The sequence below is a fragment of the Pseudoalteromonas sp. P1-11 genome (genome assembly GCF_001399995.1).
Taxonomy (GTDB): domain Bacteria; phylum Pseudomonadota; class Gammaproteobacteria; order Enterobacterales; family Alteromonadaceae; genus Pseudoalteromonas; species Pseudoalteromonas atlantica.
Genome location: NZ_LJSP01000006.1, coordinates 278,781 through 305,375 on the forward strand (window position 1 = coordinate 278,781; position 26,595 = coordinate 305,375).

The following is a 26,595-nucleotide window of genomic DNA, read 5'->3' on the forward strand; positions in this document are numbered from 1 at the left end:
CTGCTCAGCGCTTTAGTATTACTCAGGCACAAAACTTAATGCTTTATCCATTACCGACAAATCAGCCTGTTTACCGTGACCATTTTCTGAAAGGTGACGTCTAAATCCGCGCGCCCCTGGCTGCCCCTGAAAAATCCCCAGCATATGGCGTGCTATATGCCAAAAGTTAGCACCTAAACGCATTTCCTCTTCTATGTAATCATACATAGCGCGCACCACATCGTGACGAGTCTGAGTATTGGCCACCTCACCGTAAATCTTTTCATCCACCTCATTAAGTATAAATGGATTACTATATGCTTCGCGACCAATCATAACGCCGTCTATATGCGCTAAATGCGCTAGGCTTTCTTCAATTGTTTTAACGCCGCCATTAATGCTTAAATCGAGCTGTGGGTAGTCTTTTTTTAGTTGGTAAACGCGTGGGTAATCAAGAGGCGGTACTTCACGATTTTCTTTAGGGCTTAAACCATTTAACCACGCTTTACGGGCATGAATAATAAAGTCATCACAGCCAACTTTATGGCTGGCTTCAATTAATGCGCATAAAAATTCATACGAGTCTTGCTCATCAATACCGATGCGTGTTTTTACCGTAACAGGAATACTAACTTCGCTTTTCATTGCCGCAACACACTGGGCAACCAGCTCAGGCTCGGCCATTAGGCATGCACCAAAGCGCCCGTTCTGTACTCTATCTGAAGGGCAGCCTACATTTAAGTTAATCTCATCGTAACCGCGCTCACCAGCAAGCTTTGCACACTTTGCTAGCGCCTCGGGATCAGAACCCCCCAGCTGCAAAGCAACCGGCCCCTCGTGCTGATTAAAGTGGAGGTAATCGCCGCGACCAAATAAAATCGCCCCCGTGGTGATCATCTCAGTGTATAAAACAGCGTGCTTAGTCATCTTACGATGAAAAGTGCGACAATGACGATCAGTCCAATCAAGCATGGGTGCAACAGAAAAACGTCTGTTTAACGTTGGATTATCTAATGTGCGTTTTTGCAATGTAAAAGCCTCGGGGATTATAAGTAAATGCGCCCATAAAAAGGCGCTGTATTTTACACAAAAGCCTAATTAGCATCAATGTTAGCTGTATATTTGTAAACCAAAATAATGCGCGATACCGTTGAGTATATTTGTAACTGCCACAGAGCTTAAAATTAACCCCATGATTCTACTTATAATACTTGCGCCACTGTCGCCTATTAATTTATGCACATGATTTGCGAGTAACAACAGCACAAGCACAACAACTAATACAACCAACATCATCGACGATGTAGTAACTTGCTCAACCCACGTGTATTCTTCGTTGCGGGTCATCAGTACTGCGCCAAGCATGGCGCCTGGGCTTGCTATAGAGGGAATGGCTAGCGGAAAAATAGCGGTTTCTGTGCTGTCGCGCACACTTTTAATCTCAGACTCGGGCTTACTTTCACCAAAAATCATTGAAAGCGCAAAAATAAGCAGGACTATGCCCCCCGCTATTTGAAACGCCGACAGCGGTATTTCTATTGCATTTAATAGCTGCTCACCGGCAATAACAAAAAAGAGTAAAACCACAGCGGATACACCCACGGCTTTAAAAACAACTTTTCGTTTAAACTTTTCATCTTCCCCACGTGTCACAGCAATAAATACAGGCACTGTACCTATAGGGTCTATCACCGCAAAAAAGAAAATAAATATAGCTACCAGTTCATGCATTAATGGGGTTCCTAGATAAAAAGTGTTTAATAAAAACGCTGCAAGTACAACACAGTATGTTAGTATATCACGGTAGCGTAAGGATAAGAGAATGATGAATATAGAATCACTCGTAAGTAAAGCAAAACAAGTTTGTGACAACCGTGGTGCGCGTTTTACGCCTATCCGCGAAAAAGTATTTCGCCTATTAGCTAGCGCCCAAGGCGGCGTTGGGGCGTACGATTTACTTGAACAATTAAAAGTAACAGAAACAGGCGCAAAACCTGCAACAATTTACCGTGCGCTAGACTTTTTAGCAGAGCTGGGTTTTATTCACAAAATAGAAAGCACCAATGCATTTATGCTTTGCCATCACTTTGATCATATTCATCCTGTGCAGCTATTAATTTGTGACAGTTGTGGCTTTGTAAAAGAGCTGCACTCTACGGTTATTTCTCACGAGCTAAACAACTTAGCAGCAGAAAGCGGCTTTGTTGTATCAGGGCAAACTATTGAAGCACACGGTAAGTGTGAGTCTTGTAGAAGCTAAACCCAAAGTTTGTTTTAAAGCTATACTCATATTTAGATAGCCACTTTAGCACCAATTTTAAGAGTACCTAACATGAATGTTGAGTTCATTAATCCATTTTTATCTTCTTTGATCAATGTGTTATCTACAATGGCACAAACCGAGTTAAAACCAGGTAAGCCGCGTATTAAAACAGACGAAGTCGCCTGTGGCGATGTATCTGGTTTAATTGGCATGGTGGGCGCGCAAACTCGTGGCTCATTTTCAATTACCTTTGATGAAAACTTAGCTCTGACCATCATGGAGCGCATGCTTGGTGAGCGCCCTGACAACATAGACGATGAAGTAACTGATATGGTTGGGGAAATTACTAATATGGTTACCGGTGGAGCTAAAAACTTACTCGGCGAAAAAGGCTATGACTTTGATATGGCTACGCCAATTGTAGTTGCAGGTAAAGGCCACACCATCACACATAAAAGTAAGGGCAAAAAAATAATCATGCCATTTAGCTGTGATGCAGGCGATGCAAATATAGAAGTTAGCTTTGATAAGTTATGAGCTGGCAACAAACTCAAATAACCTTAAAACCGCGTGCTCGAGGATTTCATTTAATTGATGATGAAATACTCGCGCAGCTGAGCGAGCTGGCCAATTATAAAGTTGGCCTATTACATTTGTTTATTCAGCACACATCGGCAAGTTTAACCATAAACGAAAACGCCGATCCAACAGTGCGCATGGATATGGAAAGCCACTTTAACCATTGTGTTCCCGAGCGCCAGCCTTACTATCGTCACGATTACGAAGGTGATGATGATATGCCAGCCCATATAAAAACCAGTACGTTAGGGTGTGAATTAAGTATTCCTATAAGCAATGGTCGCTTAGCGCTAGGTACATGGCAAGGTATTTACTTAGGCGAGCATCGCGACGCTGGCGGCGCAAGACGTATTATAGCGACCTTGCAAGGCGAAACCTTTTAACTTGTATTGACCTCCCCTCCCTTTCTTTTACCCTCGTCACTTCGCATTATTTAAAACCCTTTATATCGCGCGGCGGCATGGGGCCACTCGTGCGTATAATATTTATAAATAATTTTCGTAGGTATAAATCAGATCAAAATATTGTTTTAAAGAAGTGTTTATTTTAGTGGGGTATTTAGAGAGATTGGAGCGGCACACGAGGCTCGAACTCGTGACCTCGACCTTGGCAAGGTCGCGCTCTACCAACTGAGCTAGTGCCGCTTCATATTTAGTCAGTAATTTGTCCGTTGGTGCGCGACAGGTCGCGTCCTACATTCTGGCAACTGAACTAGTGCCGCTTAAATATTGTCAGTAATTTGTCCGTTGGTGCGCGACAAGTCGCGTTAAACGTTCTGGCAACTAAGCTAGTGCCGCACTTACTGATGGTATTTCAACCACTCAAACACACCAACCCCGCGAGGGTTATCGTCTTGAGCGGGGCAGGATTCTACAATAATCTAATGTGTTTGCAAGTGTTTTTTACAAATTAAAGAATTTTTCTCTATACACCTTTAATTCCATAATAGAATCTTTAATGTCATCGAGAGCTAAATGAGAGCCTTTTTTATTTACCTGTTCTAGTACCTCAGGCTTCCAACGTCGGGCAAGCTCTTTAATTGTGCTTACATCTAAATTTCGATAATGAAAAAAGTCTTCAAGCTCGCGCATATACTTATTCATAAAGCGTCTGTCTTGACCTATTGAGTTACCACACATAGGTGATTTACCCGCAGGAACCCACTGCTTTAAAAAATTAAGCGTTTGTTCAACCGCATAAGCCTCATCGTATGTACTGGCTTTACAACGGGCAGTCAAACCTGATTTCCCATGCTGTGTAGTACACCATTCGTCCATGCCATCTAACAACTCATCACTTTGGTGAATAGCTATAGTAGGCCCTTCCGCGAGTATATTTAAATCGGCATCAGTTACTACTGTTGCAATTTCGAGTATTTTATCTGTGGCCGGCTCAAGTCCAGTCATTTCCAGATCAAGCCAAATTAAATTAGATTCATTAATAGTCATAGTAACCTTAAACAGTGCTTTTCTTTAGATCCAACGCATTTCGATATATCATATTAGCATCAACCGTCGAGCTAAAGCTTTTTTATACGCAAAGCCGACATTTAAACCAAGGTTATAGGCCAAAAGTGGCAAAACAGAAAAAATTAAGTAAAGGCCAATCTCGCAGGATCAAGGCTAATCATCAAAAGCGCTTAAATAATGCCGATACAAAATTGGCAAAAGGTGGCGCACAAGAGTGGCAAACAGATAATCTGGGCGCAACCGAAAACGCTGTCGTGATCAGCCGTTTTGGCCAACACGCCGATGTAGAAACACAAGAAGGTGACGTATTACGCTGTAATATTCGCCGTACCGTTACTAACTTAGTGTGTGGTGATGAAGTACTATTTCGCCGCGCAAAAGTAAGTGAAGGCGACTTAGCAGGCGTTATTGAAGCAACACAAGAACGCCGCTCACAGCTTACGCGTCCCGACTTTTACGATGGCGTAAAAGTAATCGCTGCAAATATTGACCAAATTTTAATGGTCTCAGCGGTACTGCCAGAGTTTACGCCCAGTATTATCGACCGTTACTTAATTGCCTGTGAAGACATGGGTATAGAACCTATTTTAGTACTTAATAAAATCGATTTAATCGACGACGAAGGCCTAAATGAAATTCAAAAAGTACTCGATATTTATCGAGGCCTTGGTTATCAGGTACTGCTTGTAAGTAGTGTAACCGGCGAAGGCATAGATGATTTAAAAAACGTACTGGTTGATAAAAATAATATTTTTGTTGGTCAAAGTGGCGTAGGTAAATCAACCTTAGTTAACACTGTGCTTCCTGATGCAGAAATATTAACTAAAGAAGTATCAGAAAACAGTGGCTTAGGGCAACATACCACCACTGTATCGCGCTTACATCACCTACCAAGTGGTGGTAACCTAATTGACTCACCGGGAATACGTGAGTTTGGTTTATGGCACTTAGATGTTGAACGGGTAACCTGGTGCTTTAAAGAATTTAGAGAGTTTATAGGTGGATGTCGTTTTAGAGACTGTAAGCATTTAAACGACCCAGGCTGTATAATTCAACAAGCGGTAGCCGATGGCGATATTTCGCAATTGCGATTCGACAGCTACCACCGTATTTTAGAAACAATGGCCGATGGCCGTGCTGGTGCACGCGCACCTCGCGTTTAATTTAGGAAACAATCTGTGAGTTTAGACAAATTTAAAATTGCAATGCAGTATGCAATGCCAAAGCACTTTATTTCACGCGTAGTAGGTAAATTAGCAGCAGCAAAAGCAGGTGCTTTAACTACAACGCTCATTAAACTATTTATTAAACAATATAAAGTAGACATGAACGAGGCTTTGTATGAAGACCCAGCGCACTACAAAACATTTAATGAATTTTTTACTCGCCCATTAAAAGATGGTGTGCGTCCAATGGCGCAAGGCGAGAACGTAATTACTCACCCTGTTGATGGTGCTATTAGCCAACTGGGCGACATTGTTGATGGGCAGCTAATACAAGCAAAAGGTCATGACTACAGTCTACAAGCACTATTAGGTGGCTCCGAAGATGATACAACACCATTTTTAGGTGGAAAATTTGCTACCATTTATTTAGCGCCAAAAGACTACCACCGTATTCATATGCCTATAGACGGCACACTAAGTAAAATGATTTACGTACCGGGCGACTTATTTTCGGTAAACCCGCTTACAGCGCGAAATGTCCCTAATTTATTTGCTCGTAACGAACGTGTAGTGGCTATTTTTGAAACCGAAATTGGCCCACTTGCTATGGTACTAGTAGGCGCAACCATTGTAGCCAGCATAGAGACCGTTTGGGCAGGTACAGTAACACCACCCGCCGGTAGCGATGTGTTTAGCTGGAACTACCCTACTAAAGGTGAAAACGCCATCACCCTTAAAAAAGGTGAAGAAATGGGCCGCTTTAAACTAGGCTCAACAGTGGTACTAGCATGGGGTGCAGATAAAGCAGACATTTTAGACGACCAACTGCCTGAAACAGTAACACGTTTAAACACCGCATTTGCAACAATTAAAGAAAGTGAAGAGCTGTAAGCCCTCTGAATAAAGAAGTTTTATCACACTGCTCTGTTCTCGTAGCTCACGGTTTTGAGTTCAGAGCAATGTTAATCTATTAGCTAAGTTAAATTTCGCTGCACCTGATGATAATTTAAAACGGTTTAAATGCAATCATTACTAAAATTACGCTTAGCTCTGTAGCAACTTCAATAATACAGTCAGCTTACGCTTATCAAGTTTACCCATTTGCTCACTATTACTGAGCGCAAAAATAACCCCTTCGTGTTCGGCGCAATTTATATCATCTCGCGATTCAACCACATTTGCCCATAGTTCTAAATCATCTATCTCTATTTCGTGGTTTACACAACGTGTTAGCACGTCAATCAATACCGGCTTTGTGAGTGTATAACCGGGAGCACCTTCCTCTGCTGGGGTAGAAATAATCACGCTAATAGCATCATCTCTTTGCTCACCAAAGGTAATAAATTCGGCCAATGCTTTTTGTATATTCATAATATTTGTTATTCTTGCTGCTCTACTGCTGATAAGACTTAAAATGACGAGATTAAACTGCTCACAATGCCACACTGCGCTTAGTTGTAATGTAAACGATATAAACGCATGTTGGTGTAACCAATTACCTGCTATTTTACCGCTTGAAGAGTCAGCAACAAGCTGTTTATGCCCGCAATGTACGCTTAATAAAATAAACGCTTATTTAGCGCATATTTATACTCAGCCAATCAAAGCACAAATTGAGTTTGCTAAAAAGTTTAGAGGTAATGACAATTTAATTGAAGGGCTAGACTACACCATGCAAAGTGGCTACATGGTGTTTAGTAAATGGTTTTTTTTAAAGCGAGGTACATGCTGTAAAAATGGCTGTAAAAATTGTCCTTACAGCTAAATCACAACATGTTGATATACAATACGCGGTTAAATAAGTTCGTTGGGCACATTGTTGCTGTATTGTGCAAATTTATCCGCCCCTTTAAAACGCAACTCAATTGCTTTGATATGCTCTTCTTCGGCGTATTTCCAAACGCCCGGCACACTATACACATGCTTTAAATAGCAAAAAAATTTATCGCGTAGTTGCGGATTAAACTGCCACCCTTGAGCTACATCTGCTACTTGGGCAGCTAAGCACTCACGAGTATCTGCATGCTTAACTAAGCCTTCTATATTATAACAAGCCTGCCCTACAGTAATTACCCGCTTATTTAGTAACAGCGCTTCTAAACCGACCGTAGAGTTAATAGTGATCACCGCTTCTGCGCATTCAATAAGTTCACAGGTTTTATTGCCGTTTGCAAATAGTGCAATTGGGTCTTTATCGTATAAATGGGTGTAATGCTTGTGCCACGACGGGTGTTCTTTAAAAACGACCTTTAAACTAGGATCGTTCAACGCTTTCACTGCGCTTACAACTTCATCGTATAGCATTTCCATTGAGTCAATCCATGGCGAAAAGCTCGCTAATTGCGTATCGTGAGGCACTTGAAAAGGCACAAATATGTAGCGTTCAGGTATATTTTCAGCTGCAAAATCACAGCGTTTTTTATGGTTTTCTCGTGGGACAAGCGCCGGTGCATCAAAGTTTAAGGCATTATTTGCATTAAAATTTAAATAAAAATCAGGATCTCGACTTAGCGACGCATTAAAGTTAATCCCTTGAGGGTCTAAACTGGTGGTACCCGGAAGCAAACCATTTTCATAATAAAATTGCTTAATACCCAGTGCCTTGGCAGCCATAGCAACGGTAGTATTAGGCAGTTTATTACCATTCCATATCACCATTACATCTGGGTTAACTTCAGTTAATAAAGCTAAATATTTTGCGTAACGTAAACGCTCAAAAAAGCGCAGCCCCACTTTGTAAACCGCCGATACTAAAGCATTGTTCCAAAGGTTATTACGGGCGCGCTTACGTTTTAGTTGTGCATTAATAACATCGTTAAAATCAACTTTAAACGCTTTACTTAAATAGTGTATAGCTGAAAGCTTTGGCGCCCCCATAACATGCAGTTGGCAATCCATACTCAGCTTTTTGATTATTTTTTTATAGTACTTTGCGTGTACATTTTTGCGGGATATAAATAGGTAAGACATACAAGCTGTGCGCGCCAATTATTGTTTATAGGAAATAATACTAAGTGGACACTATTACAAAAGTAAGGTTCACTGCTACGAGTAAATAATTTACAGATGTTACCTAAATTCTTATTATTTTACTACGCAGCGGTGCCATCCTAGATAGAATCTCATTTTGTATGCTATGGCTAATATTTTGCTCTTCCATCGCATTTACAAGTAAGTCCACCACATGGTTAAAATCTTTCTCAGTTATGTGCATCCCAGTATGAATATCTACCATAGAGTCACCTTTGTACTTGCATGGGCCATCAACTAGCATACACATATGCATAATAAAGCCTTCTCTAAAGTGGCTTATGTCGCTGTGTTCAAAATAATGCAGTACTTGTTCATCATTACCTATTTGGTAAATAAAACTGTCTACAATACGTGTAAGCCCCGCTCGGCCATCAAGCTGTTGATAAAGCGATAAATTTGTTGAGCTTGCGCACCCTGCCAGGGCACTTAAACACAACCATAAAATGACAACGTTTTTCATTACCAATACCCTGTTACCGATAAGTACCACCCTGTTTGATCGCTCGCACCTGCAATGCTACCTAAATCTAAGTAAGCAGCGGTGACACTCACGTGTTTGTTTGGCATCCAAGCAACAAATAAATCTTTCCAGTCTTGTTCACCCAAATTAAGGTTATTAGACTTTTGCCTATACTCTATACCTACGGCAACACTTCGGCTCAAAAACACAGCGGTGCTGCCTTCAAATAAAATTTTTGCATCATCATTTGCCCCACCATAACCAAGCAAACCGAGTTGATTAGCCTCACTGTAGCGAGTTGTGACGTTCCAAAACCAGTTAAGCCCCCCTACAGCGCCTAAGTGGAGTTTACTCGCTGCGAGGTAGTAATCAGTGCCACTAGTATCTTGTGCACCTACGAGGGTCGCAACAGCGCCATCATCAAGGGATTTATGCTGTATACCCACACTCAATTGCGGCCAGTCACTGTAAACTATATCGCCGTATAAACGAATTTTAGCGCCCGTGATAGATTGCTCTATTTCGGTATCAAGTGCAGGCACGTCAAAACGTTGTTGAGCGTAGCTAAGTTCTACACGATTAAATAGGTTAACTTGTGCTCCACATACATCTAAAGTGTAGTCTGTTACATCTGCACGGCTACAAAAGCCATTCGCAGAGAACTCGTCTTCGCTGGCGTAACCTGCAAGTTGTGCCCAAGGCACAATACCGCCGCCCCCACTGCCTTCTATTTGCGAAACCCCGGGGGTCGCTAATAATTTACCATCGCTTGCTAAACCAGAAAAGCTCGAGCTAAGTAATAACCCAAGTAATAAACACTTAACTTTTTTCATAATATTCCTTTAGCCACTCTTCTAATAATTCTGCTTTTAAAGGCCTACTTAGGTAGTAACCCTGAGCATGGTCACAATGCATAAGTTTAAGTAAGTCTAACGAATCTCTGTTTTCAACGCCCTCTGCAACAACGCTAAAGCCTAGCTGATGCCCTAAGGTAATAGACGACTGCACTATGTGTTGATCCTTTCGCGACTCATCTAACTTTAAAATAAAGCACTTATCTAACTTTAGCTCATCAATAGGCAGCATTTTTAATCTCCCCAGTGATGTTTGCCCTACGCCATAATCATCCAATGAAATTTTTACACCGATGGCTTTTAAGTTTTGTAATGCTTTTATGCCTTTTTCTTCATTTTCAATCATGTCGCGCTCAGTTAATTCAACAGTGATGAGGGTTGGATCAACATTGTATTTTTTTAGAGTACGCACTAACGCTGAATGAAAACTCGGTGAGGCAATATCTTGTGCTGATACATTAATTGCTGCCTGCATTTCAATCCCTTTAGCCTGCCAATCAGCCACTTGAGAAACCACAGTGTTAACAACCCATGATGTAAGCTCAACAATAAGCCCCGATTGCTCGGCTAAATCAATAAACAACTCTGGGTTTACCCAGCTGCCATCTTTACGTTGCCAGCGGATCAGTGATTCGACTTTATTTATTTTTTGTGTGTGTAAATGCAGTTTAGGCTGATAGGTCATAAATAATTGCCCATCATCATCGCTAATGGCCTGTTTAAGCTCATCTAACATTTTAAGACGATCTAAATGCGCTTCGTCTTCACCATTTTGGTAATAATGAATACTGTCTTGGCTATCTGTTGCATTGTCTACGGCAATAAGTACGCGGCGCATTAAATCGTCGCTGGCAAGGCCTTGCATGGGGTACTCGACAACCCCAGCGCTAAAGCGTAAGTTAATTTTTAACGTTTTAATGGTATAACACGCTAATAGCTGTGCCATTAAACCAACTATACCGCTTTTTTTCTCTCTGGCAGCGGCGCTTGGAAACACAGTTAAAAACTCATCGCCACCAATACGCGCATGAAAGCCGCCAAGTTCGTCCGAAAAGCCACTAATTCGATTGGCAACCGCTTTTAAACATTCATCGCCTACGCGTGGGCCTAGCTTATCGTTTATATGCCGTAAACCTTTTATATCAATAGCAACTAGGGTGTATTGTGTAGAGGGAGTCAGCTCATCATCGAGCACTTCAAGCATAGCCGAGCGGTTATAAAAGCCTGTAAGCGAATCATGGCGTGCCTGAAAACTAATTTTTTGTTCACGCTCGTTAATATCGTTACCCATGTTATCAAAGGCGTTAGCAAGGGTTGCTATTTCGGTACTTTGTTTAGATGCATTAAATTCAAATGCGTAATTACCTTGTGCAAATTGCCTGGCAATAACTGCAAGCTGTGAGAGTGGGGTTGTTAAGTTATTTGCCAGTAAACTACTGGTAATAACCCCCACCAGCATCGTTAAAATGGCCATAATAATTAGCGTAAACAATAAGTTTTCAAAATCGTTATAGCTTTGCGTTAAATCAGCACTGAGCAAAATTGTTACCGCATCTCCTTGTAGGGAGGGCAACATAATATCTTGGTTTTTATATACAGGATAATCACCAAACAAACGCGTTGTAGTGGTAGTGTTAAAGTAGTTTTTAGGTGAAAAAACCTCTGGCCGATTAAGCAACGAGCTTCTTACGAGGTTGTCCTGCTCAGCAATAAAGCTGACATCCATTCCTGTTAGGTTTTTAAGTTCTAGGGCGACTTCGTCATCAATTTTAAAACCCACTAAGCTGTATGCGACCGTTCTAGGCGCCCTTACAGGTAGTAAAATAACTTGATATAACTGATTATTAAGAACAACAAAGCTCGATTGCTCTGGCGAAGTTAATAACTCATCCAGTAACGGCTTTAAATTTTGAGGGTACAAATCTGCATTAGTATTGGCTGAAATTAATTTACCTGATAAATCAATCAGTAGCATAAGCTCTGCATCAATACGCTGGCTGTGATTAAACAACACACTACTTATGGTGCCTGCATCGCGAGTGGCAACCGCTTGCTTAAAGCCAAAGTCGGCAGTGAGTACTTTAGCAGCAGTAAGCAGTAGGCTTTCTTTTGCGCTCAGATATTGCTTATATACATTTTGCGCTACGCTAATATCTTGATTTACTTTTTCTTCTTGGAATTTACTTGTAGACCACCAAAAGCTAACAATGCTCACCATCGTGGTCAGTAACACTAAGCCTACACATAAAACAATAATGCGGTTTTTTAAACTGTTAGTCATTACCGCCCTTAAACTTACTACCAAAAGTATTTCGCGGTGCTGGGGTGGAGGTATTAACCTTAATTAGTAACTCATTGTTATTGTTTATTGTTATCATTTTTTTATTTTCCAACGGTGCAGTTTGTAGCGCATGCCACACACTCAGCGTAGTCGGTAACGGCGTTATGTCTAAAGTTAACTTACCCGTATTATTCGTTTTATAAACGTGCTCACTATTGGCTACATAAATATAGCCAACCATAGAGTCATGAATATTACAGCCTAGTACAACAACACCTTGTTGATCAAAAGTCACAGGCTCTTTAGGTTGGCCTGAATAGAGTTTTAGCTGAAAGGGCTTAGCCTGAGAAAAAGAGTAAACATGATGGCGGATATTATCGCTGTTAGGAAAGTTAACCTGCTGGCCTTTTTGCACCACCAGTAAATCAGGCAAAAACGCTTTATGTACTTGGTCCATTACCGCAACGGGTAACGTAGTGCGCTCTGACTTTGTCGCCTTATAAAGCTCAACGACTGCGTCTTTTAGTGGCTGACCATGCTGGTCTTGAATTACTAAATCTATATTTGCACCCAGTACGCCTTGGCTAAAAAATAAAGTAGCGGCGAGTAAATAACCTCTTTTATTAAAAACTTGCTGCACTTGCCTAAACATATCAATACCTAAAAGTTAATCTTAGGTTAAGTTAATTAGAGACCAGCACTAATTGCAAGGAATATAGCCCAGTAACTAAAAATAAAGACTGGGCTTTGTTTATTTTAATACTTTAGTTGTACTATTTTACAATAAGACCGTAATCAGTATCTAAAATATTAATTACTTCTTGGCGAGGATCTTCTGGAATTACAATCTCTTTACCAATGATTTTACTGGCAATGCCTACATAAGTGTTAGACACCTCAAGCATGACCGATTCTGGTAAAATAAAGTCTTTAGCAAGCTGCTCACGCTCATCCATGCGGTCTTTATTTAACAGCACGTCACTTTCTGGCACAGTAGAAATTAATAACTGGCGGAACCCTTCTTTAGAGTTTTCGATTATTTTACCATCTCGGTAAGCCGCGCCATCCCATATGCGCGAAGAGTCTGGGGTGCCTACTTCATCAATATAAATAAGCTGTTGGTTACCGTCTAAATCCTCTACATAACCAAACTCAAATTTTGTATCTACAAATATTTGATCAAGCTTTGCCAGCTCTTCACTAATTAGCTTAAAGCCCTCAACCAATAGCTTTTCGTATTTAGTCACATCCTCTGCCGATTTAAAATTAAATACGTCTAAATTATCAGTGATATTAGCGCGCGTAATATTCACATCATCAACAGGTGGAATATCAGCCACGCCTTCGATAATACCTTTTGTAGAAGGGGTTATTAGTACGTTTTCAAGCTTTTGGTTTGCCGTTAAGCCCTGAGGTAAATCTATGCCACAAAAGTTGCGAACCCCTTTACTGTAATCACGCCACATGCTGCCGGTTATATATTGGCGCGCAATCGCTTCTACTTTTACGGTACTTGCTTTGCGTACAATCCATACATAAGGATGTGGAATATCAACGATGTGGTTACCCGCAAGGCCAGCTTTATCAAATAACTTAAACCAATGAGATGCAACAGAGTTAAGCGCAATACCTTTACCCGGCACGCCGTTTAAGCCATTTTCGCCTTGCCAAATACAATCAAAAGCAGAAATACGGTCTGAAATAACCATAATTGCCAGCTCAGTTCCTTGCGGAACTTTATAGTTTTTTTCTTTAATGAGGCGTGCGCTGTCTTCATCTGTTAGCCAATAAACCGAACGAACTTTACCGCTGTGTACGGCACCTTTAGTGCGAATGGGTAAGTCATCGTTTACGTCTAAAACTTTATAGCTAGTCATGCTATCTCCGGGGTTAGGGATGCTCATAGAGCAAAGTATGGTATGGGGTTATAAGCGCTATATAATAAATCAGCCTACCCTAAAGCTCAATCAGCACTGAAAACTAAATAACCTGAATCTGGTTAAGTGACTTACTAGGGCGTGTTGTAATATGCTGATATTTAGATTTATTTTCTCTAGCCAAAGATTTTCAATGAAAGCAAGGCGAATTTACGCGTCAATAGCTGGCCTATTGCAAGTAAACTCAACGCAGTTAGCGCTGAAAATAGCTGCTAGAAATAGGTTTATTACCCAGAGCTCAGTTTAAATAACCACGCAATATTTATATGGCTGTAATAATGCGGTAAACTTAGCGTGCTAACTAGAGGAGTAACGCTTGGACTACCTAACTGCGACCGCAAATAAAAAATACCTAATGTATATTTCGCAAAATTATTCATACGCTATTTTAAGGCCGCTTCAGGCGCAAATTTTAGCCCATGGTGGAGAAGTTCGGTGGTTTTTAGCGGGTAATGAAGTAAACCCCGACTTTTTAGATGATGATGAGCAGCAACTTCACTCTATAAAAGATGTACATACTTGGAAACCCGACGCAACTTTCGCCCCAGCTAACCTAATACCTACATTCATCCCAGGGATAAAAGTAGCTGTATTTCATGGTTTTGATGCTCATAAAAGAGATACAAATGGTGAAAAAGGGCATTTTGCAATCAGAGGATGCTTTGACCTGTATTGTACGCAAGGTCCAAATACCACCAGACGGTTTGCAAAATCAGCCATAAAGCATGGCCACTTCAAAGTAGCTGAAACTGGCTGGCCAACTCTAGATCCCTTATTTACAGCTCAAGCTGACAACCCATATGCAAGCAATGATGCACGCCCGACATTACTTATTTGTTCCACCTTTTCACACAGGCTCACACTTGCACCTAGGCTTTATGAGCAAATCAAGCACTTTAGTAAGCAAGGGAAATGGCGAATATTGGTGCAATTTCATCCTAAAATGCCACAGGAGTGGGTAGATAAATACAAAGCCTTAAGTAATGAAAACTTAACTTTTGTAGAAACCGACAATGTACTGCCTTTACTTAAAGCTGCAGATGTTATGCTGTGCGACACTTCTTCTGTCTTGCAAATGTTCTTATTACAAAATAAACCGGTAGTAACGTATAGAACAAGGCAGCCTTTCCCGCATTTATTAGATGTTACGCAAGCTTCAGAAGTAGAAAAAAATATTGATTACGCCCTTACATACCCACAGGAGCTAATGGCAGCAATTAGCAACTACTCTAAAGAGCTTCATCCTTATACCGATGGACAATCTAGCCTGCGTGTACTTAATGCGACAAATGAATTTTTGCATAGCGATAATAAATTGAAACCTAAACCTCTAAACCTTATTAGGCAATTTAAAATGAGAAAAATGTTAAATTATTGGGGTTGGTAACACCACACTGTATGATTGAGCTTGATAATGTAACCTTTAAATGGCATAAAAATGATGCCAAGCCTACGCTAAATATCCCAACCCTTAGGATTGATAAAGGCGAGCATATTTTTTTACATGGTCCCAGCGGCGTCGGTAAATCAACCCTGCTTGCGCTATTGGCAGGTATAAACACACCAAGTAGTGGCAACATACGTATTTTAAATCGTGATTTAAATACACTTAGCAATACGCAAAGAGATGTATTTAGAGCGGAGAATATTGGCTATATTTTTCAAAATTTTAATTTATTACCGTATTTAACACCCATTGAGAATGTCACGCTTGGCTGTGAATTTTCAAAAAGCAGAAAACAAAAAGCCTTACAGCAAACAACAGAGCCCAAGCCAAGCTTACAAAAAGAAGCGATACGCTTATTAACAGCATTAGGCTTAAGTGAGTCTTACCATAGTAAAGATGTTGCCTCGCTCAGCATTGGTCAGCAACAGCGGGTTGCCGCCGCTCGCGCATTTATTGGCAGCCCAGAGCTTATAATTGCTGATGAGCCTACCTCGGCACTCGATACCGCAAATAGAGAAAGCTTTATAAAGCTGTTATTCGAACAGGCTAAGCACGCCAACAGTACGTTAGTTTTTGTAAGCCATGACGAAACATTAAAACCGCTATTTAATCGTGCAATTAGCCTAGTTAGCTTGCAGGAGCAATTATGATCCTGACTAAGTTAGCTTATAAAAGTTTGCTAAATCGCCGAGCAAGTGTACTGCTCACATTGTTTACCATTGCCATTAGCGTGATGCTTTTACTAAGTATTGAGCGAATTCGCGTGGATGCAAAAACCAGCTTTAGTAATACCATCTCTGGGACAGACCTAATTGTAGGCGTCCGCACCGGCGATATTCAATTACTGCTTTCCTCTGTATTTAGAATAGGTTACGCAAATAATGGGGTGAGCTGGCAAAGTTATCAGTACATCGCAGCTCAGCGTGGTGTTAAATGGAGCATTCCTATTAGTTTAGGCGACAGCCACAAAGGCCAAGCTGTACTAGGTACAAGCCGCGATTACTTTACCCACTATCGCTTTGGTAAAAAGCAAACGTTAAGTTTTCAACAAGGCCACGCGTTTGAGCATTTAAACCAGGTGGTACTTGGCAGCGATGTAGCGAGCCGTTTAGGGTATACACTAGGTGATAACATAGTGATCTCACACGGCATGGGTAATACGAGCTTTCATCATCATAAAGACAACCCGTTTACTGTTATCGGTATTTTAAACGCCACTGGCACGCCAGTAGATAAAACCTTACACATACCTCTAGCAGCTATTGATTTAATACATGGTGGTTCACACTCTGCGAATGATGAGCACGATGAGCACGATGAGCACGATGAGCACGATGAGCACGCACGATGAGCACGATGAGCACGATGAGAATAACAACCTAATCGGTGAGCCAAGTCAAATTACTGCGTTTTTAATGGGATTCGATTCTCCTTTATACACATTGCAAATTAGGCGTAATATCAACCAATACAAAAAAGAGCCACTTCTGGCCATTATGCCCACAGTTACTCTAAAAGAGCTGTGGCAAATGCTCGCCATTGTCGAAAAAGTACTCTTACTGTTTTCAGGCGTTGTTATATTAGTCAGTTTATTGGGCATGTTGACCACGCTACTGGCCAATTTAAATCAACGCCGAAGAGAACTTGCTATATTGCGCTCAGTCGGCGCACGGCCATGGCAGCTATTTACACTAATAAGCATGGAGTCGTTATTTACAACGTTATTAGGCTGCCTAGTTGGCTGTGGTTTGTATTATGGCGTTATGCTTATCAGTAGCAGCTATTTGCAAAGCCATGCAGGCATAAGCGTTAATATTGCCATGCTCTCTTACTATGAACTCACTTTAATAGGCGTTATTATGGCCGCTGGGTTTATAATTGGCTTAATACCAGCTACCCGCGCTTACTTTTATTCGCTTAGCGATGGTATGAGTATAAAAACTTAACTTTAGGAATTTCATGATACTTTTTAAATCCGCGCTTTATTACTGCACGCTAGTAAGCTGCCTACTTATTAGCTTTGTCAGTAGTGCAAACCCGCCGAAAGAAATTTTTTGGGAAGACTTAATCCCACAAGGGCATGTACAAATAGATACCCAAGCACAGGCTAACCACGAAGGCAGTGAACAAAACTGGGTGCAGCCAGAGCTAGATGCGCCTGTGGTTGAAGCATTAAATGGCCAATCAGTGAGCTTACCGGGGTTTGTTGTCCCACTTGAGGGCGACAGTGAAGTCATTACAGAGTTTTTGCTTGTGCCATACTTTGGCGCGTGTATTCACGTACCGCCCCCGCCGCCAAATCAAATCGTTCATGTAACAGTAAAAGGCGGCGTCCCCATAGAGAGCCTATATGATGCGATTGTTGTTACTGGCGTTATCAGTACCGAAACCTGGTCTGGTGAAATAGCCCAAGTGGGCTATAAAATGAAAGCCGTCGGTGTGGCACCGTTTGAGCTATAACACGGCTATTTTTGGCAGTGCTTACAAAACACCGTACTGCGCTGCCCTAGCCTAATTTCTTCAAGTGGCGTTTTACACGTTACGCACGGCTCTCCTTTTCGCCCGTACACTAACAACTGCTGTGCAAAATAACCTGGTTTGCCATCACTTTGGGCAAAGTCTTTAAGGGTTGTACCGCCTTGTGTTATTGCCGCTGCTAGAGTGTCTTTAATAATAGGGATCAGGGTTTGATATCGCTTTAACGATACTTTGCCTGCTTCGCGTTTTGGGTGTATCCTCGCCTTAAATAACGACTCATTGGCATAAATATTACCTACGCCCACCACCACCGCGTTATCCATAATAAATTGCTTCACGGGGACTTTTTTATTTCGCGATTGCTCGTATACACGCTTTGCAAAAAAATCATCCGTAAGCGGCTCAGGGCCAAGTTTTGAGAGTAACTTATGAACATCCCCTGGTGCTTGCCATAAACAGCAACCAAACCGGCGAGGGTCGTTTAATCGCAGCGCCTTGTCATTACTAAGAACAAACTCAACATGATCATGCTTTTTAAGCGGCTCGCGTTTATCTACAACGCGCAAATTACCCGACATTCCCAAATGTAAAATAGCACTCCCTAATTCGCAGTGCAGCAATAAATACTTTGCACGGCGCTCAATTCGCTCTACCTTCAACCCTTCTAACTGATAAACATCATCGGGCACAGGCCATCGCATGCTGGCATTATAAATATTTACCTTCGTCACCACCTGGTTTTCTACATGCGGGGTGATCCCCAGTCTACTTACTTCTACCTCTGGTAATTCAGGCATTAATGCAACTCACTTTTTGAAAAATCAACACTTGGAAATAACTGCTTTGCAGTCGCTAAATCAAGCCCCATCACGCGCTGGCTATTTTTTTCCAACAAATAATACTTACCGTTACCTTTATACAGTAAATAAACCCATGGTAAGCGCTCACCAGCCAACTCAAAGGTGGCCACATACAATGGTGAGTTTGGATTAAATACAACAGACTCATTTACCTGCATCAACGCAGCCGTTTGCCAATGGTTAATTAGCTCAGCTAATTGCTGCTGTGATGCATCCCACCTCACGGGCGTATTTTCTTTTAATGCGGTTGTACGCCAACTTGTACCAATACGTTCAATTTTCTGATCAACAAAGCTCAGTGTTAATACAAAACTTTGTAATGGCAGTACCGGTTGTAATGTAGGCTCGTCTTCGCCCCCTAAAAACTGCTTATGCCAGCCATTTAAAAAGAAGATCATAATCAACATCGAAAAAATAATAACGTTGTTCCAACCTTTGCGGCCCAGTCGCATATTTATACACCCAGTAAATTCAAGATTTTAAAGTGTAACTAAAACTTAATTGCACTGTCTATATGTTAAAGGCCACAGACTTTGGTAGAATATCGGCAAATTTAAAGGAGTTCCGTCAATGTCTATGTATGTAGTGGGCCATAAAATCCCAGATTCAGATTCTATTTGTGGTGCAATTGCACTTGCTTATTTAAAAAACCAAATCGATGAGCCAGCAATTCCAACACGTCTTGGTGAAGTGTCACCAGAAACTCAATTTATCCTAGATAAATTTGGCTTCGAAGCACCTGAGCTTAAATTAAGCTACGCTGGCGAAGATGTATATATTGTTGACCACACAGAAAAAACACAAGCACCAGATGATATCGACCAAGCACGTGTTGTTGGCGTAGTCGATCACCATAAACTAGGCGATTTAACGTCATCTACACCGCTTGAGTGTTGGATCCGTCCGGTAGGCTGTTCAAACACCATTATTAAAATGATGTATGACTTCTACAACGTAGAAATCCCTAAAGATATTGCTGGCATCATGCTATGTGCAATTTTAAGCGATACCGTTATTTTTAAATCGCCGACCTGTACAACGGCTGATATTAAGTGTGTAGAAGCACTAGCAGAAATTGCCGGCATTGAAGACTTTAAAGAACTAGGCATGGACATGTTCCGTGTTAAGTCAGCTGTTGAAGACACCCCTGTGCGTGACTTAGTAATGCGTGACTTCAAAGACTTCAACATGAACGGTCACCTAGTGGGCATTGGCCAGCTAGAGGTTATTGACCTTGCAGTGTTTGACGAAATTAAAGCAGACTTAGAAGCCGATATTGCTAAGCTAAAAATTGAAGGCAACCGCCACTCAGTATTTTTACTGCTTACCGACATCATGAAAGAAGGCTCACAAATGCTGATCGCTTCAGATTATGCAAACCTTGTAGAGCAAGCTTACGGTGAAAAGCCGAGCGAAGATAAAGTATGGCTAGATGGCGTATTAAGCCGTAAAAAGCAAGTAGTACCACCACTACAAGACGTGTTTGCCAAGCTGTAAGCTGTATACTCAGTAATCAAACATACATTATTAAGCACCGCGTTTACAATAAACGCGGTGCTTTTTTATTGGTAGGCGTGAAGCTTGCTCACGCAAAAAGAAAAAGCGTATAGATTTTATATCAACGCGCCAGTAAGCATGGCGCCTACAGGACAAGCATCACGCCCTATCTACATCAAACGCGATGACTTCTTTTATTGTATCTTTAGCGGTGGCTAGCATAACTAACCTGTCTATACCCATGGCAACACCTGCGCATTGCGGTAAGCCGTGCTCAAGAGCGGCGATTAACCGGGTATCCATAAGCACGTGGTTTAACCCATTGGCAACGCGATAAGCGTTATCTTCATCAAAGCGTTTTGCCTGCTCTTTAGCATTAGTTAACTCATTAAAGCCATTCGCTAATTCCATATTTTTATAATAAAGCTCAAAGCGCCCTGCTACGCGGTTATCATGCTCACAAATTTGTGCCAATGCCGCTTGCGATGCCGGAAAGTGATACACAAAACACGGCTTAGTTTGCCCAATAGTTGGCTCTACTTTCATACAAAATAACAGCTGCAGCAAGGTATCTTTATTGGTCTCGTTTTCGGCTATATCGGCAAAGCCGTGATCGCAGGCAAGTGTTTGCAATTGTCTAAGCGTAGCTGTTAATGGGTCAAGCGCTAACACTTGCTCAAATGCTTGTTGGTAAGTAAGACGCTCTGCAGGCTCTACATTTAAAATGAGCTGCATTAGCTCATCCATTTCATCCATTAATGCAAACTCATCAAACCCAGGGCGATACCACTCAAGCATAGTAAATTCGGGGTTATGATGGCGCCCCGCTTCTTCGTTTCTAAATGCCTTACAAAGCTGAAATATGGGCCCTGAGCCTGCTGCTAGCAAACGCTTCATTGCAAATTCAGGCGATGTTTGTAAATAAAGTGGCAAGCCACCAGCGTGGCCTGGGCCTACAAACTGTGTATTAAAACTTGCTAAATGCACATCGGTTACACTGGCACTGCTTAAGCTAGGGGTTTCTACTTCCATTACATTACGCGTATAAAAAAACTCACGAATGGTTCTCAGTATGGCTGCACGCTGCTTAAGGGTGTTTATGCTTGCACTAGGTGCCCAAGGTGTTGCTGACATATTTTCTCCAAAAAAAAATCCCAGCTTAAGCCGGGATTTTATAAACCGTACTCAAGCTTACTTAACACGGCCTACGTATTCACCGCTACGGGTGTCTACTTTAATTACTTCACCAATTTGTACGAATAATGGAACACGTACTACTGCACCAGTGCTAAGCGTTGCAGGTTTACCGCCTGTGCCCGCTGTATCGCCTTTAAGACCCGGATCAGTTTCTGTGATCTCAAGCTCAACAAAGTTAGGTGGAGTAACCGCGATTGGGCTACCGTTCCATAATGTAATAGTACATACATCGTTTTCTACTAACCATTTAACGGCATCGCCAAGTGCTTTTTCGTCAGCGGCAATTTGTTCAAATGTTTCGTTGTTCATGAAATGCCAAAACTCACCGTCTGTGTATAGGTACGCTAAGTCGGTATCCATTACATCGGCGCCTTCAACTGATTCACCCGATTTAAAGGTTTTTTCAAGCACCTTACCAGAGATAAGTTTGCGGATACGAACACGGTTAAACGCTTGGCCTTTACCAGGTTTTACCATTTCATTTTCTAAAATACTGCAAGGTTCGCCGTCCATCATAATTTTTAGGCCGCCCTTGAACTCGTTGGTGCTATAATTCGCCATCGTTTCCTCTATTTAATTTTTTTCGAGTAATCTACGTGCCAATGATACAAAGAAATGAAGCAAATTTGCATAAAAACTGGCAAAAAGAATTAGCAAATGTAGTTACCTGCCCAAAAACCTTGCTTGAAATGGTCGGTTTATCGAGCCAAGCCCATGAAAACGACCTAAAAGCCCGCAGTTTATTTCCGGTACGCGTGCCTGTCCCTTTTATAAAAAAAATACGCAAGGGCGATGCAAACGACCCCTTATTGCTACAAGTTATGCCACGCCATCAAGAGTTTTTAACCAAAACAGGTTTTAATAAAGATCCTCTGCTTGAGCAAGACAACGAACAGCCTGGGCTTTTACATAAATATAAATCCCGTGTTTTAATTATGTTTAAAACTGGCTGTGCAGTAAATTGCCGTTACTGCTTTAGGCGCCACTTCCCGTATCAAGAAAACCAGCTTAATAAAAAAAGCCTGCTTGATGCGCTGAGCTATATAAAATCAGATGCCAACATAAACGAAGTGATTTTAAGTGGTGGCGACCCACTTATGGCCAAAGACGATGCCATTAGCTGGTTTTTAGATGAGCTTGAACAATTACCTCAAATTAAACGCATGCGAATACACAGCCGTTTGCCTGTTGTTATACCTGCGCGTATTACCGATGAGCTGTGCGCGAGGCTAAAGCAATCACCGCTAAAAATTATATTTATTAACCATATAAATCACGCCAACGAAATAGATGACGAGTTTAAAGCCGCCATGCAAAAGCTAAAGCAAGTAGGCGTAACGTTATTAAACCAAGCAGTTATTTTAAAAGAGGTGAACGACACCGTTGAGGCACAAATAAATTTAAGCGAGGCGTTATTTGATGCAGACGTACTGCCTTACTATTTATATTTGCTAGATAAGGTTGAAGGCGCAAGCCACTTTGATATTAACGAAGAGCAAGCAATAGAAATAATGGCAGAACTATTAAAAGCCCTGCCTGGATTTTTAGTGCCTAAATTAGTAAGAGAAATAGGCGGTCAAAAAAGCAAAACACCTATCGACCTTAAGTTAGTTTAAACGTATATATTTACATTGTTACCCAGTGTTGCAGTAACCGACTGAGCCGGTGATTGCGCACTTGTTGGCTGGGCAGCACCTTCAATTAGTGCAAGTGCTGCTGCGCCATCTGCTAATTGCTGCTTTTTAGACAAAGCAGCGGTATATACTTCACCACCTTGGCCAGAGCTAGACATAGCGGGTAGATTTCCACCTGATATATTCATCATTATAAGCCTTAATCAACCTGACATTTAAATGTAATCCAAGTACTATATCGGCAATGCAGTACAAAGCTTTAGGAAAACCATGGATTCTATAATTGAACAACTCAACGCTAACTTAAAAATTGTTTATCGCCAAGCACTTGATGCCGACAAAAAACTAGATGAACTACAGCAACAAGGCCACGGTAAATTTAAAGCCTTGTTCCCCGCTGATGCAGGATTTAGTTTTGAAGCTAAACGCTTTAAGCCATACGTACTTGATGTAGCAGCCGATGTAGAAAGCTTAAGCACAGATGGTTTTGATGAAGAAAAGCTTAAAACAACGGTTATTAAGCTACAACAGTTACTTACCCTGCTCGCTACGTTTAAGTAGCTAAGAATTAAAGTTTAATTTAGTAAACATCAAATACAAAAAATGCCGATAATGTTTATCGGCATTTTTTATTTATTTTGTAACTGTAATTAACTTATATTAGATAAAACTTTTGAATGAAACCAGTTAGTTACTAAGCGTTTTTCATAATAAAATGATCTAGAGGTTGAGCGCTTAATTTTATCTAAATAGCCTCTATCTTTTAATAACACTTCTGTGGCGTGGTTCACAACTTCACCCTGCGGATTAGTTACCGTGTAAGACAGCTTAATTTGTGGGTAATGAAATGGTTGAATTACTCTTATTTTTTTAGCGCCAGAAAACTCAATAGCACCTGCTAAATCAAGATCTGCAACCTCTACATTTAATTTATATCCACTTGGTAATTTTTCAGCTAACTTCGCAAAATGCTTTTCAAAGTTAATAGTAATTTGCTTTTCAAAAGAAGTTGGTGATTGATTTGCTGCACGCACATCGCGGTAATTGTCAAAATCTTGCCATTTAACTGCAGACTCACCAGCTTGTGCAATACCAATAGAACTTAAACCCATTACTAACGTTAGTAATTTTAAACTTTTCATAATCTTCTCCATGTGAACTATCAAAAGTCAACGCAAGTACAGCACATTCAATTTAAAACAATAAACCAGAACACTTACACTGATGACATTAGTTCAAATTAGCAGCAAAAATTTTTAATGTAAAGTTGGGTACATCCCTATATTGATAAAAACACGATCACAAAGTAATTTAATCTCTTAATTGCCAGCTTGAAATGCAAAAGCTAATAACTCTCTTAGTAAGCATAATTAAAATGATAAAAAAGCCTACTTATATTTGAGCTCCGCTTGATAAAACTAATTTTAATAAGGAAAACTATAAATCGCTTTTTTAGTCTGCAACAGTTACTTACTTTAAGTCATTTTGATTTTGTAACTTGCCATTGTTGGTGGCAAGTTTAATTTAATCAATGCTTGCTAAAATTTGCTCGCCAAACCATTCGGTTATTAAGCGTTTTTCATAAAAAAACGGCTCGTCGCGACCCATTTTAATTTTATCCATAAAGCCCATGTCTTTAAGCTCTACATCGTCCTCTTCACTCACTACGCTCCCTTTATTATCGCTTAGCGAGTAATTGAGCTTAATGCGCGGAAAATAAATAGGTTTTACTACGCGTATTTCATCCATACCGCCATAGCGTACATCCCCTGCTAAATCGATATCGGTTATTTCTAAATTTAGCTTGTAGCCTTTTGGCAATTGCTCGGCCAGTTTAGAAAAATGTTTTTCGAACTGAGTAGCAATTTGTTTGTGGTACGACGCTTTACCCTGGCTAGAAGCGCGCACATCGCGGTAGTCTTTAAAATCTTGCCACTTAACTACAGATTCTCCAGCGTGTGCAAATGCAGGTAATGTAATACACATTGCCATAGCCATTGTTTTAACTGAATTCATAGCATTCTCCAAAGGGGCAGTACTAATTATTTAGACTTAGCCCAGTAATAGACCATACAAGTTTAACACTAGTTTATTAACCATTACTTAATTAATCTATTTTAATACGCTTTTAAAATAAAGCATGTAAATAGTAAGAATATGTGATGAAATTAAGATAATTGAAAAAAGGTATCCACGGAGCATTCATGGCAATTTTAGTAACAGGTGGTGCAGGCTACATAGGGTCACACACCGTTTTAGAACTTTTACAGCAAGGCAGCGAAGTTGTTGTTGTTGATAATTTAAGTAACGCATCAAAAGAGTCGCTTGCACGCGTAAAGCAAATCACAGGCAAAGAAGCCACGTTTTACCAAGGCGACATTCTTGATAAAGGCTTTTTAGATGCCATTTTTACAAGGCACACCATAGAGAGCGTGATTCATTTTGCTGGCTTAAAGTCAGTTGGTGAGTCGGTTGCTAAACCTGTTGAGTACTATCAAACAAACGTACAAGGTACCCTAACACTTGTAGATGCCATGCGTGATGCAGGCGTATTTAAATTAGTATTTAGCTCATCAGCCACAGTTTACGGCGACCCTGCAAGCTTACCGATTAAAGAAGACTTCCCGGTAGGTGGCACAACTAATCCTTACGGTACATCAAAACTGATGGCTGAGATGATGCTGCAAGATATTGCTAAATCAGATGAGCGTTTTGCATTTGCTATTTTGCGTTACTTTAATCCAGTGGGCGCACATGAGTCAGGCTTAATTGGCGAAGATCCAAATGGTATTCCTAATAACTTATTACCATTTATTGCCCAAGTTGCAGTAGGTAAATTAAAGCAGCTTGCTGTATTTGGTGATGACTACGACACCGTTGATGGCACTGGTGTGCGCGACTATATTCACGTTGTAGATTTAGCGATGGGGCACTTAAAAGCGCTTGATAAAATTGCCAACAATACCGGCGCACTTGTATATAATCTTGGCACAGGCAATGGTTACTCTGTACTGCAAATGGTTAACGCCTTTATAAAAGCCAGCGGCCAAGACGTTCCTTATCAAGTATCGCCTCGTCGCCCTGGCGATATTGCTGCATGTTACGCCGCGCCAGAAAAGGCACTTAATGAGCTGGGCTGGGAAGCGGTGCGTGGAATAGATGCCATGATGGAAGACACATGGCGTTGGCAGTCAAATAACCCTAATGGTTATAAAAGCTAAGTTAAAAAATACTTTATAGATTTTGCCTGTTTCACAAGCAGGCAAATCACCTGTAAACAATTTTGCTACCGCGCTATTTTTTTAATGTAGATGTAGAGCTTGCTCACGTAGAAGCGAAGCTTCTCATAGCTTTATCAAAGGGGTTTAACACAACGTAAAAGCGCTGCCTTTAAACGCCAGCAAGCTGCGCGTCTTGTATCTCTCGTTGATAAATGATTAGCTATCATTTATCACATCGAA

At 41.0% G+C, this 26,595-nt stretch carries 30 protein-coding genes, 1 tRNA gene and 1 pseudogene; 14 read left to right on the top strand and 18 right to left on the bottom strand.

Annotated features, from left to right (window positions below):
• Positions 1-18 precede the first annotated feature (18 nt).
• Complete coding sequence (gene dusA / locus AN390_RS12960; RefSeq protein WP_095206773.1) at positions 19-1,008, bottom strand: tRNA dihydrouridine(20/20a) synthase DusA; 990 nt, start codon at positions 1,006-1,008, stop codon at positions 19-21.
• A gap of 81 nt (positions 1,009-1,089) precedes the next feature.
• Complete coding sequence (locus tag AN390_RS12965; protein WP_004589061.1) at positions 1,090-1,710, bottom strand: MarC family protein; 621 nt, start codon at positions 1,708-1,710, stop codon at positions 1,090-1,092.
• 94 nt (positions 1,711-1,804) lie between these two features.
• On the opposite strand from AN390_RS12965, the gene AN390_RS12970 reads away from it, so the two are divergent.
• From AN390_RS12970 to AN390_RS12980, 3 genes are all read left to right on the top strand, one after another.
• Complete coding sequence (locus AN390_RS12970) at positions 1,805-2,239, top strand: transcriptional repressor (protein ID WP_055254974.1); 435 nt, start codon at positions 1,805-1,807, stop codon at positions 2,237-2,239.
• Positions 2,240-2,311: 72 nt separating this feature from the next.
• Complete coding sequence (locus tag AN390_RS12975; RefSeq protein WP_029773279.1) at positions 2,312-2,779, top strand: chemotaxis protein CheX; 468 nt, start codon at positions 2,312-2,314, stop codon at positions 2,777-2,779.
• A complete protein-coding gene (locus AN390_RS12980) occupies positions 2,776-3,204 on the top strand; it encodes a secondary thiamine-phosphate synthase enzyme YjbQ (protein ID WP_055254934.1) in 429 nt (142 codons plus the stop codon). Before AN390_RS12975 ends, AN390_RS12980 begins: the two co-directional genes overlap by 4 nt.
• A gap of 185 nt (positions 3,205-3,389) precedes the next feature.
• On the opposite strand, the gene AN390_RS12985 is transcribed toward AN390_RS12980, so the two are convergent.
• A tRNA-Gly gene (locus tag AN390_RS12985) sits at positions 3,390-3,465 on the bottom strand.
• A gap of 258 nt (positions 3,466-3,723) precedes the next feature.
• Positions 3,724-4,269, bottom strand: coding sequence for an oligoribonuclease (gene orn / locus AN390_RS12990; protein WP_004589057.1), 546 nt, complete (start codon positions 4,267-4,269; stop codon positions 3,724-3,726).
• A 125-nt stretch (positions 4,270-4,394) separates the two neighbouring features.
• On the opposite strand from orn, the gene rsgA reads away from it, so the two are divergent.
• Entirely contained in the window at positions 4,395-5,453 is a 1,059-nt protein-coding gene (gene rsgA / locus AN390_RS12995) for a small ribosomal subunit biogenesis GTPase RsgA (RefSeq protein WP_004589056.1), read from the top strand.
• A gap of 15 nt (positions 5,454-5,468) precedes the next feature.
• Positions 5,469-6,347 (top strand): archaetidylserine decarboxylase, encoded by an 879-nt coding sequence (gene asd / locus AN390_RS13000; RefSeq protein WP_004589055.1) that lies wholly within the window; start codon positions 5,469-5,471, stop codon positions 6,345-6,347.
• Positions 6,348-6,500: 153 nt separating this feature from the next.
• Here asd and AN390_RS13005 read toward each other — a convergent pair whose 3' ends face one another.
• Complete coding sequence (locus AN390_RS13005; protein WP_055254936.1) at positions 6,501-6,827, bottom strand: hypothetical protein; 327 nt, start codon at positions 6,825-6,827, stop codon at positions 6,501-6,503.
• Between the two features lie 43 nt (positions 6,828-6,870).
• Here AN390_RS13005 and AN390_RS13010 point away from each other — a divergent pair, with 43 nt between their 5' ends.
• Positions 6,871-7,221: a DUF5522 domain-containing protein gene (locus AN390_RS13010; protein ID WP_055254938.1), complete on the top strand. Its 351-nt coding sequence runs from the start codon at positions 6,871-6,873 to the stop codon at positions 7,219-7,221.
• 29 nt (positions 7,222-7,250) lie between these two features.
• Here the strand turns inward: AN390_RS13010 and AN390_RS13015 are convergent, their stop codons facing one another.
• The 6 genes from AN390_RS13015 to AN390_RS13040 form a co-directional block, all read right to left on the bottom strand.
• Entirely contained in the window at positions 7,251-8,354 is a 1,104-nt protein-coding gene (locus AN390_RS13015) for a capsular biosynthesis protein (protein ID WP_095206774.1), read from the bottom strand.
• Between the two features lie 175 nt (positions 8,355-8,529).
• A complete protein-coding gene (locus AN390_RS13020) occupies positions 8,530-8,949 on the bottom strand; it encodes a group 1 truncated hemoglobin (RefSeq protein ID WP_029773274.1) in 420 nt (139 codons plus the stop codon).
• A complete protein-coding gene (locus AN390_RS13025) occupies positions 8,949-9,782 on the bottom strand; it encodes a DUF3034 family protein (RefSeq protein ID WP_055254943.1) in 834 nt (277 codons plus the stop codon). Before AN390_RS13025 ends, AN390_RS13020 begins: the two co-directional genes overlap by 1 nt.
• Positions 9,769-12,084, bottom strand: a complete 2,316-nt coding sequence (locus AN390_RS13030) for an EAL domain-containing protein (RefSeq protein WP_055254945.1) — start codon at positions 12,082-12,084, stop codon at positions 9,769-9,771. Before AN390_RS13030 ends, AN390_RS13025 begins: the two co-directional genes overlap by 14 nt.
• Positions 12,077-12,736, bottom strand: coding sequence for a methylamine utilization protein (locus tag AN390_RS13035; RefSeq protein ID WP_055254946.1), 660 nt, complete (start codon positions 12,734-12,736; stop codon positions 12,077-12,079). The genes AN390_RS13030 and AN390_RS13035 overlap by 8 nt, the downstream gene beginning before the upstream one ends.
• A 121-nt stretch (positions 12,737-12,857) precedes the next feature.
• The gene (locus AN390_RS13040) at positions 12,858-13,961 is read right to left on the bottom strand and encodes a phosphoribosylaminoimidazolesuccinocarboxamide synthase (RefSeq protein ID WP_055254947.1); all 1,104 of its coding nucleotides are present in this window, start codon (positions 13,959-13,961) and stop codon (positions 12,858-12,860) included.
• A 376-nt stretch (positions 13,962-14,337) separates the two neighbouring features.
• Between AN390_RS13040 and AN390_RS13045 the strand changes: the two genes are divergently transcribed.
• The 4 genes and pseudogenes from AN390_RS13045 (at position 14,338) to AN390_RS13060 (ending at position 17,928) form a co-directional block, all read left to right on the top strand.
• On the top strand, positions 14,338-15,408 hold the full coding sequence (locus AN390_RS13045; RefSeq protein WP_173644036.1) for a CDP-glycerol glycerophosphotransferase family protein: 1,071 nt from the start codon (positions 14,338-14,340) through the stop codon (positions 15,406-15,408).
• An 11-nt stretch (positions 15,409-15,419) separates the two neighbouring features.
• Positions 15,420-16,118 carry an ABC transporter ATP-binding protein gene (locus AN390_RS13050; RefSeq protein WP_055254948.1) on the top strand — a complete coding sequence of 233 codons (699 nt, stop codon included), beginning with the start codon at positions 15,420-15,422 and terminating at the stop codon, positions 16,116-16,118.
• A pseudogene (locus tag AN390_RS13055) lies at positions 16,115-17,414 on the top strand (ABC transporter permease). Before AN390_RS13050 ends, AN390_RS13055 begins: the two are co-directional and overlap by 4 nt.
• Before the next feature lie 13 nt (positions 17,415-17,427).
• Positions 17,428-17,928 (top strand): DUF3299 domain-containing protein, encoded by a 501-nt coding sequence (locus AN390_RS13060; RefSeq protein ID WP_004589066.1) that lies wholly within the window; start codon positions 17,428-17,430, stop codon positions 17,926-17,928.
• Between the two features lie 5 nt (positions 17,929-17,933).
• Here the strand turns inward: AN390_RS13060 and mutM are convergent, their stop codons facing one another.
• Both mutM and AN390_RS13070 read right to left on the bottom strand, forming a co-directional pair.
• Entirely contained in the window at positions 17,934-18,743 is an 810-nt protein-coding gene (gene mutM / locus AN390_RS13065) for a bifunctional DNA-formamidopyrimidine glycosylase/DNA-(apurinic or apyrimidinic site) lyase (RefSeq protein ID WP_055254950.1), read from the bottom strand.
• Positions 18,743-19,258: a hypothetical protein gene (locus tag AN390_RS13070; RefSeq protein ID WP_004589064.1), complete on the bottom strand. Its 516-nt coding sequence runs from the start codon at positions 19,256-19,258 to the stop codon at positions 18,743-18,745. The genes mutM and AN390_RS13070 overlap by 1 nt, the downstream gene beginning before the upstream one ends.
• A gap of 118 nt (positions 19,259-19,376) precedes the next feature.
• Between AN390_RS13070 and AN390_RS13075 the strand changes: the two genes are divergently transcribed.
• On the top strand, positions 19,377-20,303 hold the full coding sequence (locus tag AN390_RS13075) for a manganese-dependent inorganic pyrophosphatase (RefSeq protein WP_055254952.1): 927 nt from the start codon (positions 19,377-19,379) through the stop codon (positions 20,301-20,303).
• Between the two features lie 159 nt (positions 20,304-20,462).
• On the opposite strand, the gene epmA is transcribed toward AN390_RS13075, so the two are convergent.
• Together epmA and efp are read right to left on the bottom strand one after the other, a co-directional pair.
• The gene (gene epmA, locus AN390_RS13080) at positions 20,463-21,437 is read right to left on the bottom strand and encodes an elongation factor P--(R)-beta-lysine ligase (RefSeq protein ID WP_055254953.1); all 975 of its coding nucleotides are present in this window, start codon (positions 21,435-21,437) and stop codon (positions 20,463-20,465) included.
• Between the two features lie 57 nt (positions 21,438-21,494).
• On the bottom strand, positions 21,495-22,061 hold the full coding sequence (efp, locus tag AN390_RS13085; protein ID WP_004587956.1) for an elongation factor P: 567 nt from the start codon (positions 22,059-22,061) through the stop codon (positions 21,495-21,497).
• 41 nt (positions 22,062-22,102) lie between these two features.
• On the opposite strand from efp, the gene epmB reads away from it, so the two are divergent.
• Positions 22,103-23,116, top strand: coding sequence for an EF-P beta-lysylation protein EpmB (gene epmB / locus AN390_RS13090; RefSeq protein WP_055254955.1), 1,014 nt, complete (start codon positions 22,103-22,105; stop codon positions 23,114-23,116).
• Here the strand turns inward: epmB and AN390_RS13095 are convergent.
• On the bottom strand, positions 23,113-23,322 hold the full coding sequence (locus AN390_RS13095) for a hypothetical protein (protein WP_024031488.1): 210 nt from the start codon (positions 23,320-23,322) through the stop codon (positions 23,113-23,115). The genes epmB and AN390_RS13095 overlap by 4 nt on opposite strands.
• 82 nt (positions 23,323-23,404) lie before the next feature.
• Between AN390_RS13095 and AN390_RS13100 the strand changes: the two genes are divergently transcribed.
• Positions 23,405-23,695 (top strand): hypothetical protein, encoded by a 291-nt coding sequence (locus AN390_RS13100; RefSeq protein ID WP_004587953.1) that lies wholly within the window; start codon positions 23,405-23,407, stop codon positions 23,693-23,695.
• Positions 23,696-23,784: 89 nt separating this feature from the next.
• Here the strand turns inward: AN390_RS13100 and AN390_RS13105 are convergent, their stop codons facing one another.
• The gene (locus AN390_RS13105) at positions 23,785-24,276 is read right to left on the bottom strand and encodes a DUF3016 domain-containing protein (RefSeq protein WP_029773263.1); all 492 of its coding nucleotides are present in this window, start codon (positions 24,274-24,276) and stop codon (positions 23,785-23,787) included.
• A 382-nt stretch (positions 24,277-24,658) separates the two neighbouring features.
• A complete protein-coding gene (locus AN390_RS13110; protein WP_055254957.1) occupies positions 24,659-25,150 on the bottom strand; it encodes a DUF3016 domain-containing protein in 492 nt (163 codons plus the stop codon).
• A 188-nt stretch (positions 25,151-25,338) separates the two neighbouring features.
• Between AN390_RS13110 and galE the strand changes: the two genes are divergently transcribed.
• The gene (galE, locus tag AN390_RS13115) at positions 25,339-26,355 is read left to right on the top strand and encodes a UDP-glucose 4-epimerase GalE (protein WP_055254959.1); all 1,017 of its coding nucleotides are present in this window, start codon (positions 25,339-25,341) and stop codon (positions 26,353-26,355) included.
• Positions 26,356-26,595: the final 240 nt, after the last annotated feature.

Bases quoted from the DNA above. Each gene is read 5' to 3' on its own strand.
- AN390_RS13025 (WP_055254943.1), bottom strand. From the start codon at position 9,782: ATGAAAAAAGTTAAGTGTTTATTACTTGGGTTATTACTTAGCTCGAGC.
- AN390_RS13040 (WP_055254947.1), bottom strand. From the start codon at position 13,961: ATGACTAGCTATAAAGTTTTAGACGTAAACGATGACTTACCCATTCGC.
- epmB (WP_055254955.1), top strand. From the start codon at position 22,103: ATGATACAAAGAAATGAAGCAAATTTGCATAAAAACTGGCAAAAAGAA.
- AN390_RS13070 (WP_004589064.1), bottom strand. From the start codon at position 19,258: ATGCGACTGGGCCGCAAAGGTTGGAACAACGTTATTATTTTTTCGATG.
- AN390_RS13095 (WP_024031488.1), bottom strand. From the start codon at position 23,322: ATGAATATATCAGGTGGAAATCTACCCGCTATGTCTAGCTCTGGCCAA.
- AN390_RS12980 (WP_055254934.1), top strand. From the start codon at position 2,776: ATGAGCTGGCAACAAACTCAAATAACCTTAAAACCGCGTGCTCGAGGA.
- AN390_RS13035 (WP_055254946.1), bottom strand. From the start codon at position 12,736: ATGTTTAGGCAAGTGCAGCAAGTTTTTAATAAAAGAGGTTATTTACTC.
- AN390_RS13100 (WP_004587953.1), top strand. From the start codon at position 23,405: ATGGATTCTATAATTGAACAACTCAACGCTAACTTAAAAATTGTTTAT.
- AN390_RS13015 (WP_095206774.1), bottom strand. From the start codon at position 8,354: ATGGATTGCCAACTGCATGTTATGGGGGCGCCAAAGCTTTCAGCTATA.
- galE (WP_055254959.1), top strand. From the start codon at position 25,339: ATGGCAATTTTAGTAACAGGTGGTGCAGGCTACATAGGGTCACACACC.
- AN390_RS13010 (WP_055254938.1), top strand. From the start codon at position 6,871: ATGACGAGATTAAACTGCTCACAATGCCACACTGCGCTTAGTTGTAAT.
- AN390_RS12975 (WP_029773279.1), top strand. From the start codon at position 2,312: ATGAATGTTGAGTTCATTAATCCATTTTTATCTTCTTTGATCAATGTG.
- AN390_RS12965 (WP_004589061.1), bottom strand. From the start codon at position 1,710: ATGCATGAACTGGTAGCTATATTTATTTTCTTTTTTGCGGTGATAGAC.
- AN390_RS13020 (WP_029773274.1), bottom strand. From the start codon at position 8,949: ATGAAAAACGTTGTCATTTTATGGTTGTGTTTAAGTGCCCTGGCAGGG.
- mutM (WP_055254950.1), bottom strand. From the start codon at position 18,743: ATGCCTGAATTACCAGAGGTAGAAGTAAGTAGACTGGGGATCACCCCG.
- epmA (WP_055254953.1), bottom strand. From the start codon at position 21,437: ATGTCAGCAACACCTTGGGCACCTAGTGCAAGCATAAACACCCTTAAG.
- AN390_RS13060 (WP_004589066.1), top strand. From the start codon at position 17,428: ATGATACTTTTTAAATCCGCGCTTTATTACTGCACGCTAGTAAGCTGC.
- AN390_RS13030 (WP_055254945.1), bottom strand. From the start codon at position 12,084: ATGACTAACAGTTTAAAAAACCGCATTATTGTTTTATGTGTAGGCTTA.
- AN390_RS13050 (WP_055254948.1), top strand. From the start codon at position 15,420: ATGATTGAGCTTGATAATGTAACCTTTAAATGGCATAAAAATGATGCC.
- AN390_RS12970 (WP_055254974.1), top strand. From the start codon at position 1,805: ATGAATATAGAATCACTCGTAAGTAAAGCAAAACAAGTTTGTGACAAC.
- AN390_RS13075 (WP_055254952.1), top strand. From the start codon at position 19,377: ATGTCTATGTATGTAGTGGGCCATAAAATCCCAGATTCAGATTCTATT.
- orn (WP_004589057.1), bottom strand. From the start codon at position 4,269: ATGACTATTAATGAATCTAATTTAATTTGGCTTGATCTGGAAATGACT.
- AN390_RS13005 (WP_055254936.1), bottom strand. From the start codon at position 6,827: ATGAATATACAAAAAGCATTGGCCGAATTTATTACCTTTGGTGAGCAA.
- efp (WP_004587956.1), bottom strand. From the start codon at position 22,061: ATGGCGAATTATAGCACCAACGAGTTCAAGGGCGGCCTAAAAATTATG.
- AN390_RS13110 (WP_055254957.1), bottom strand. From the start codon at position 25,150: ATGAATTCAGTTAAAACAATGGCTATGGCAATGTGTATTACATTACCT.
- AN390_RS13105 (WP_029773263.1), bottom strand. From the start codon at position 24,276: ATGAAAAGTTTAAAATTACTAACGTTAGTAATGGGTTTAAGTTCTATT.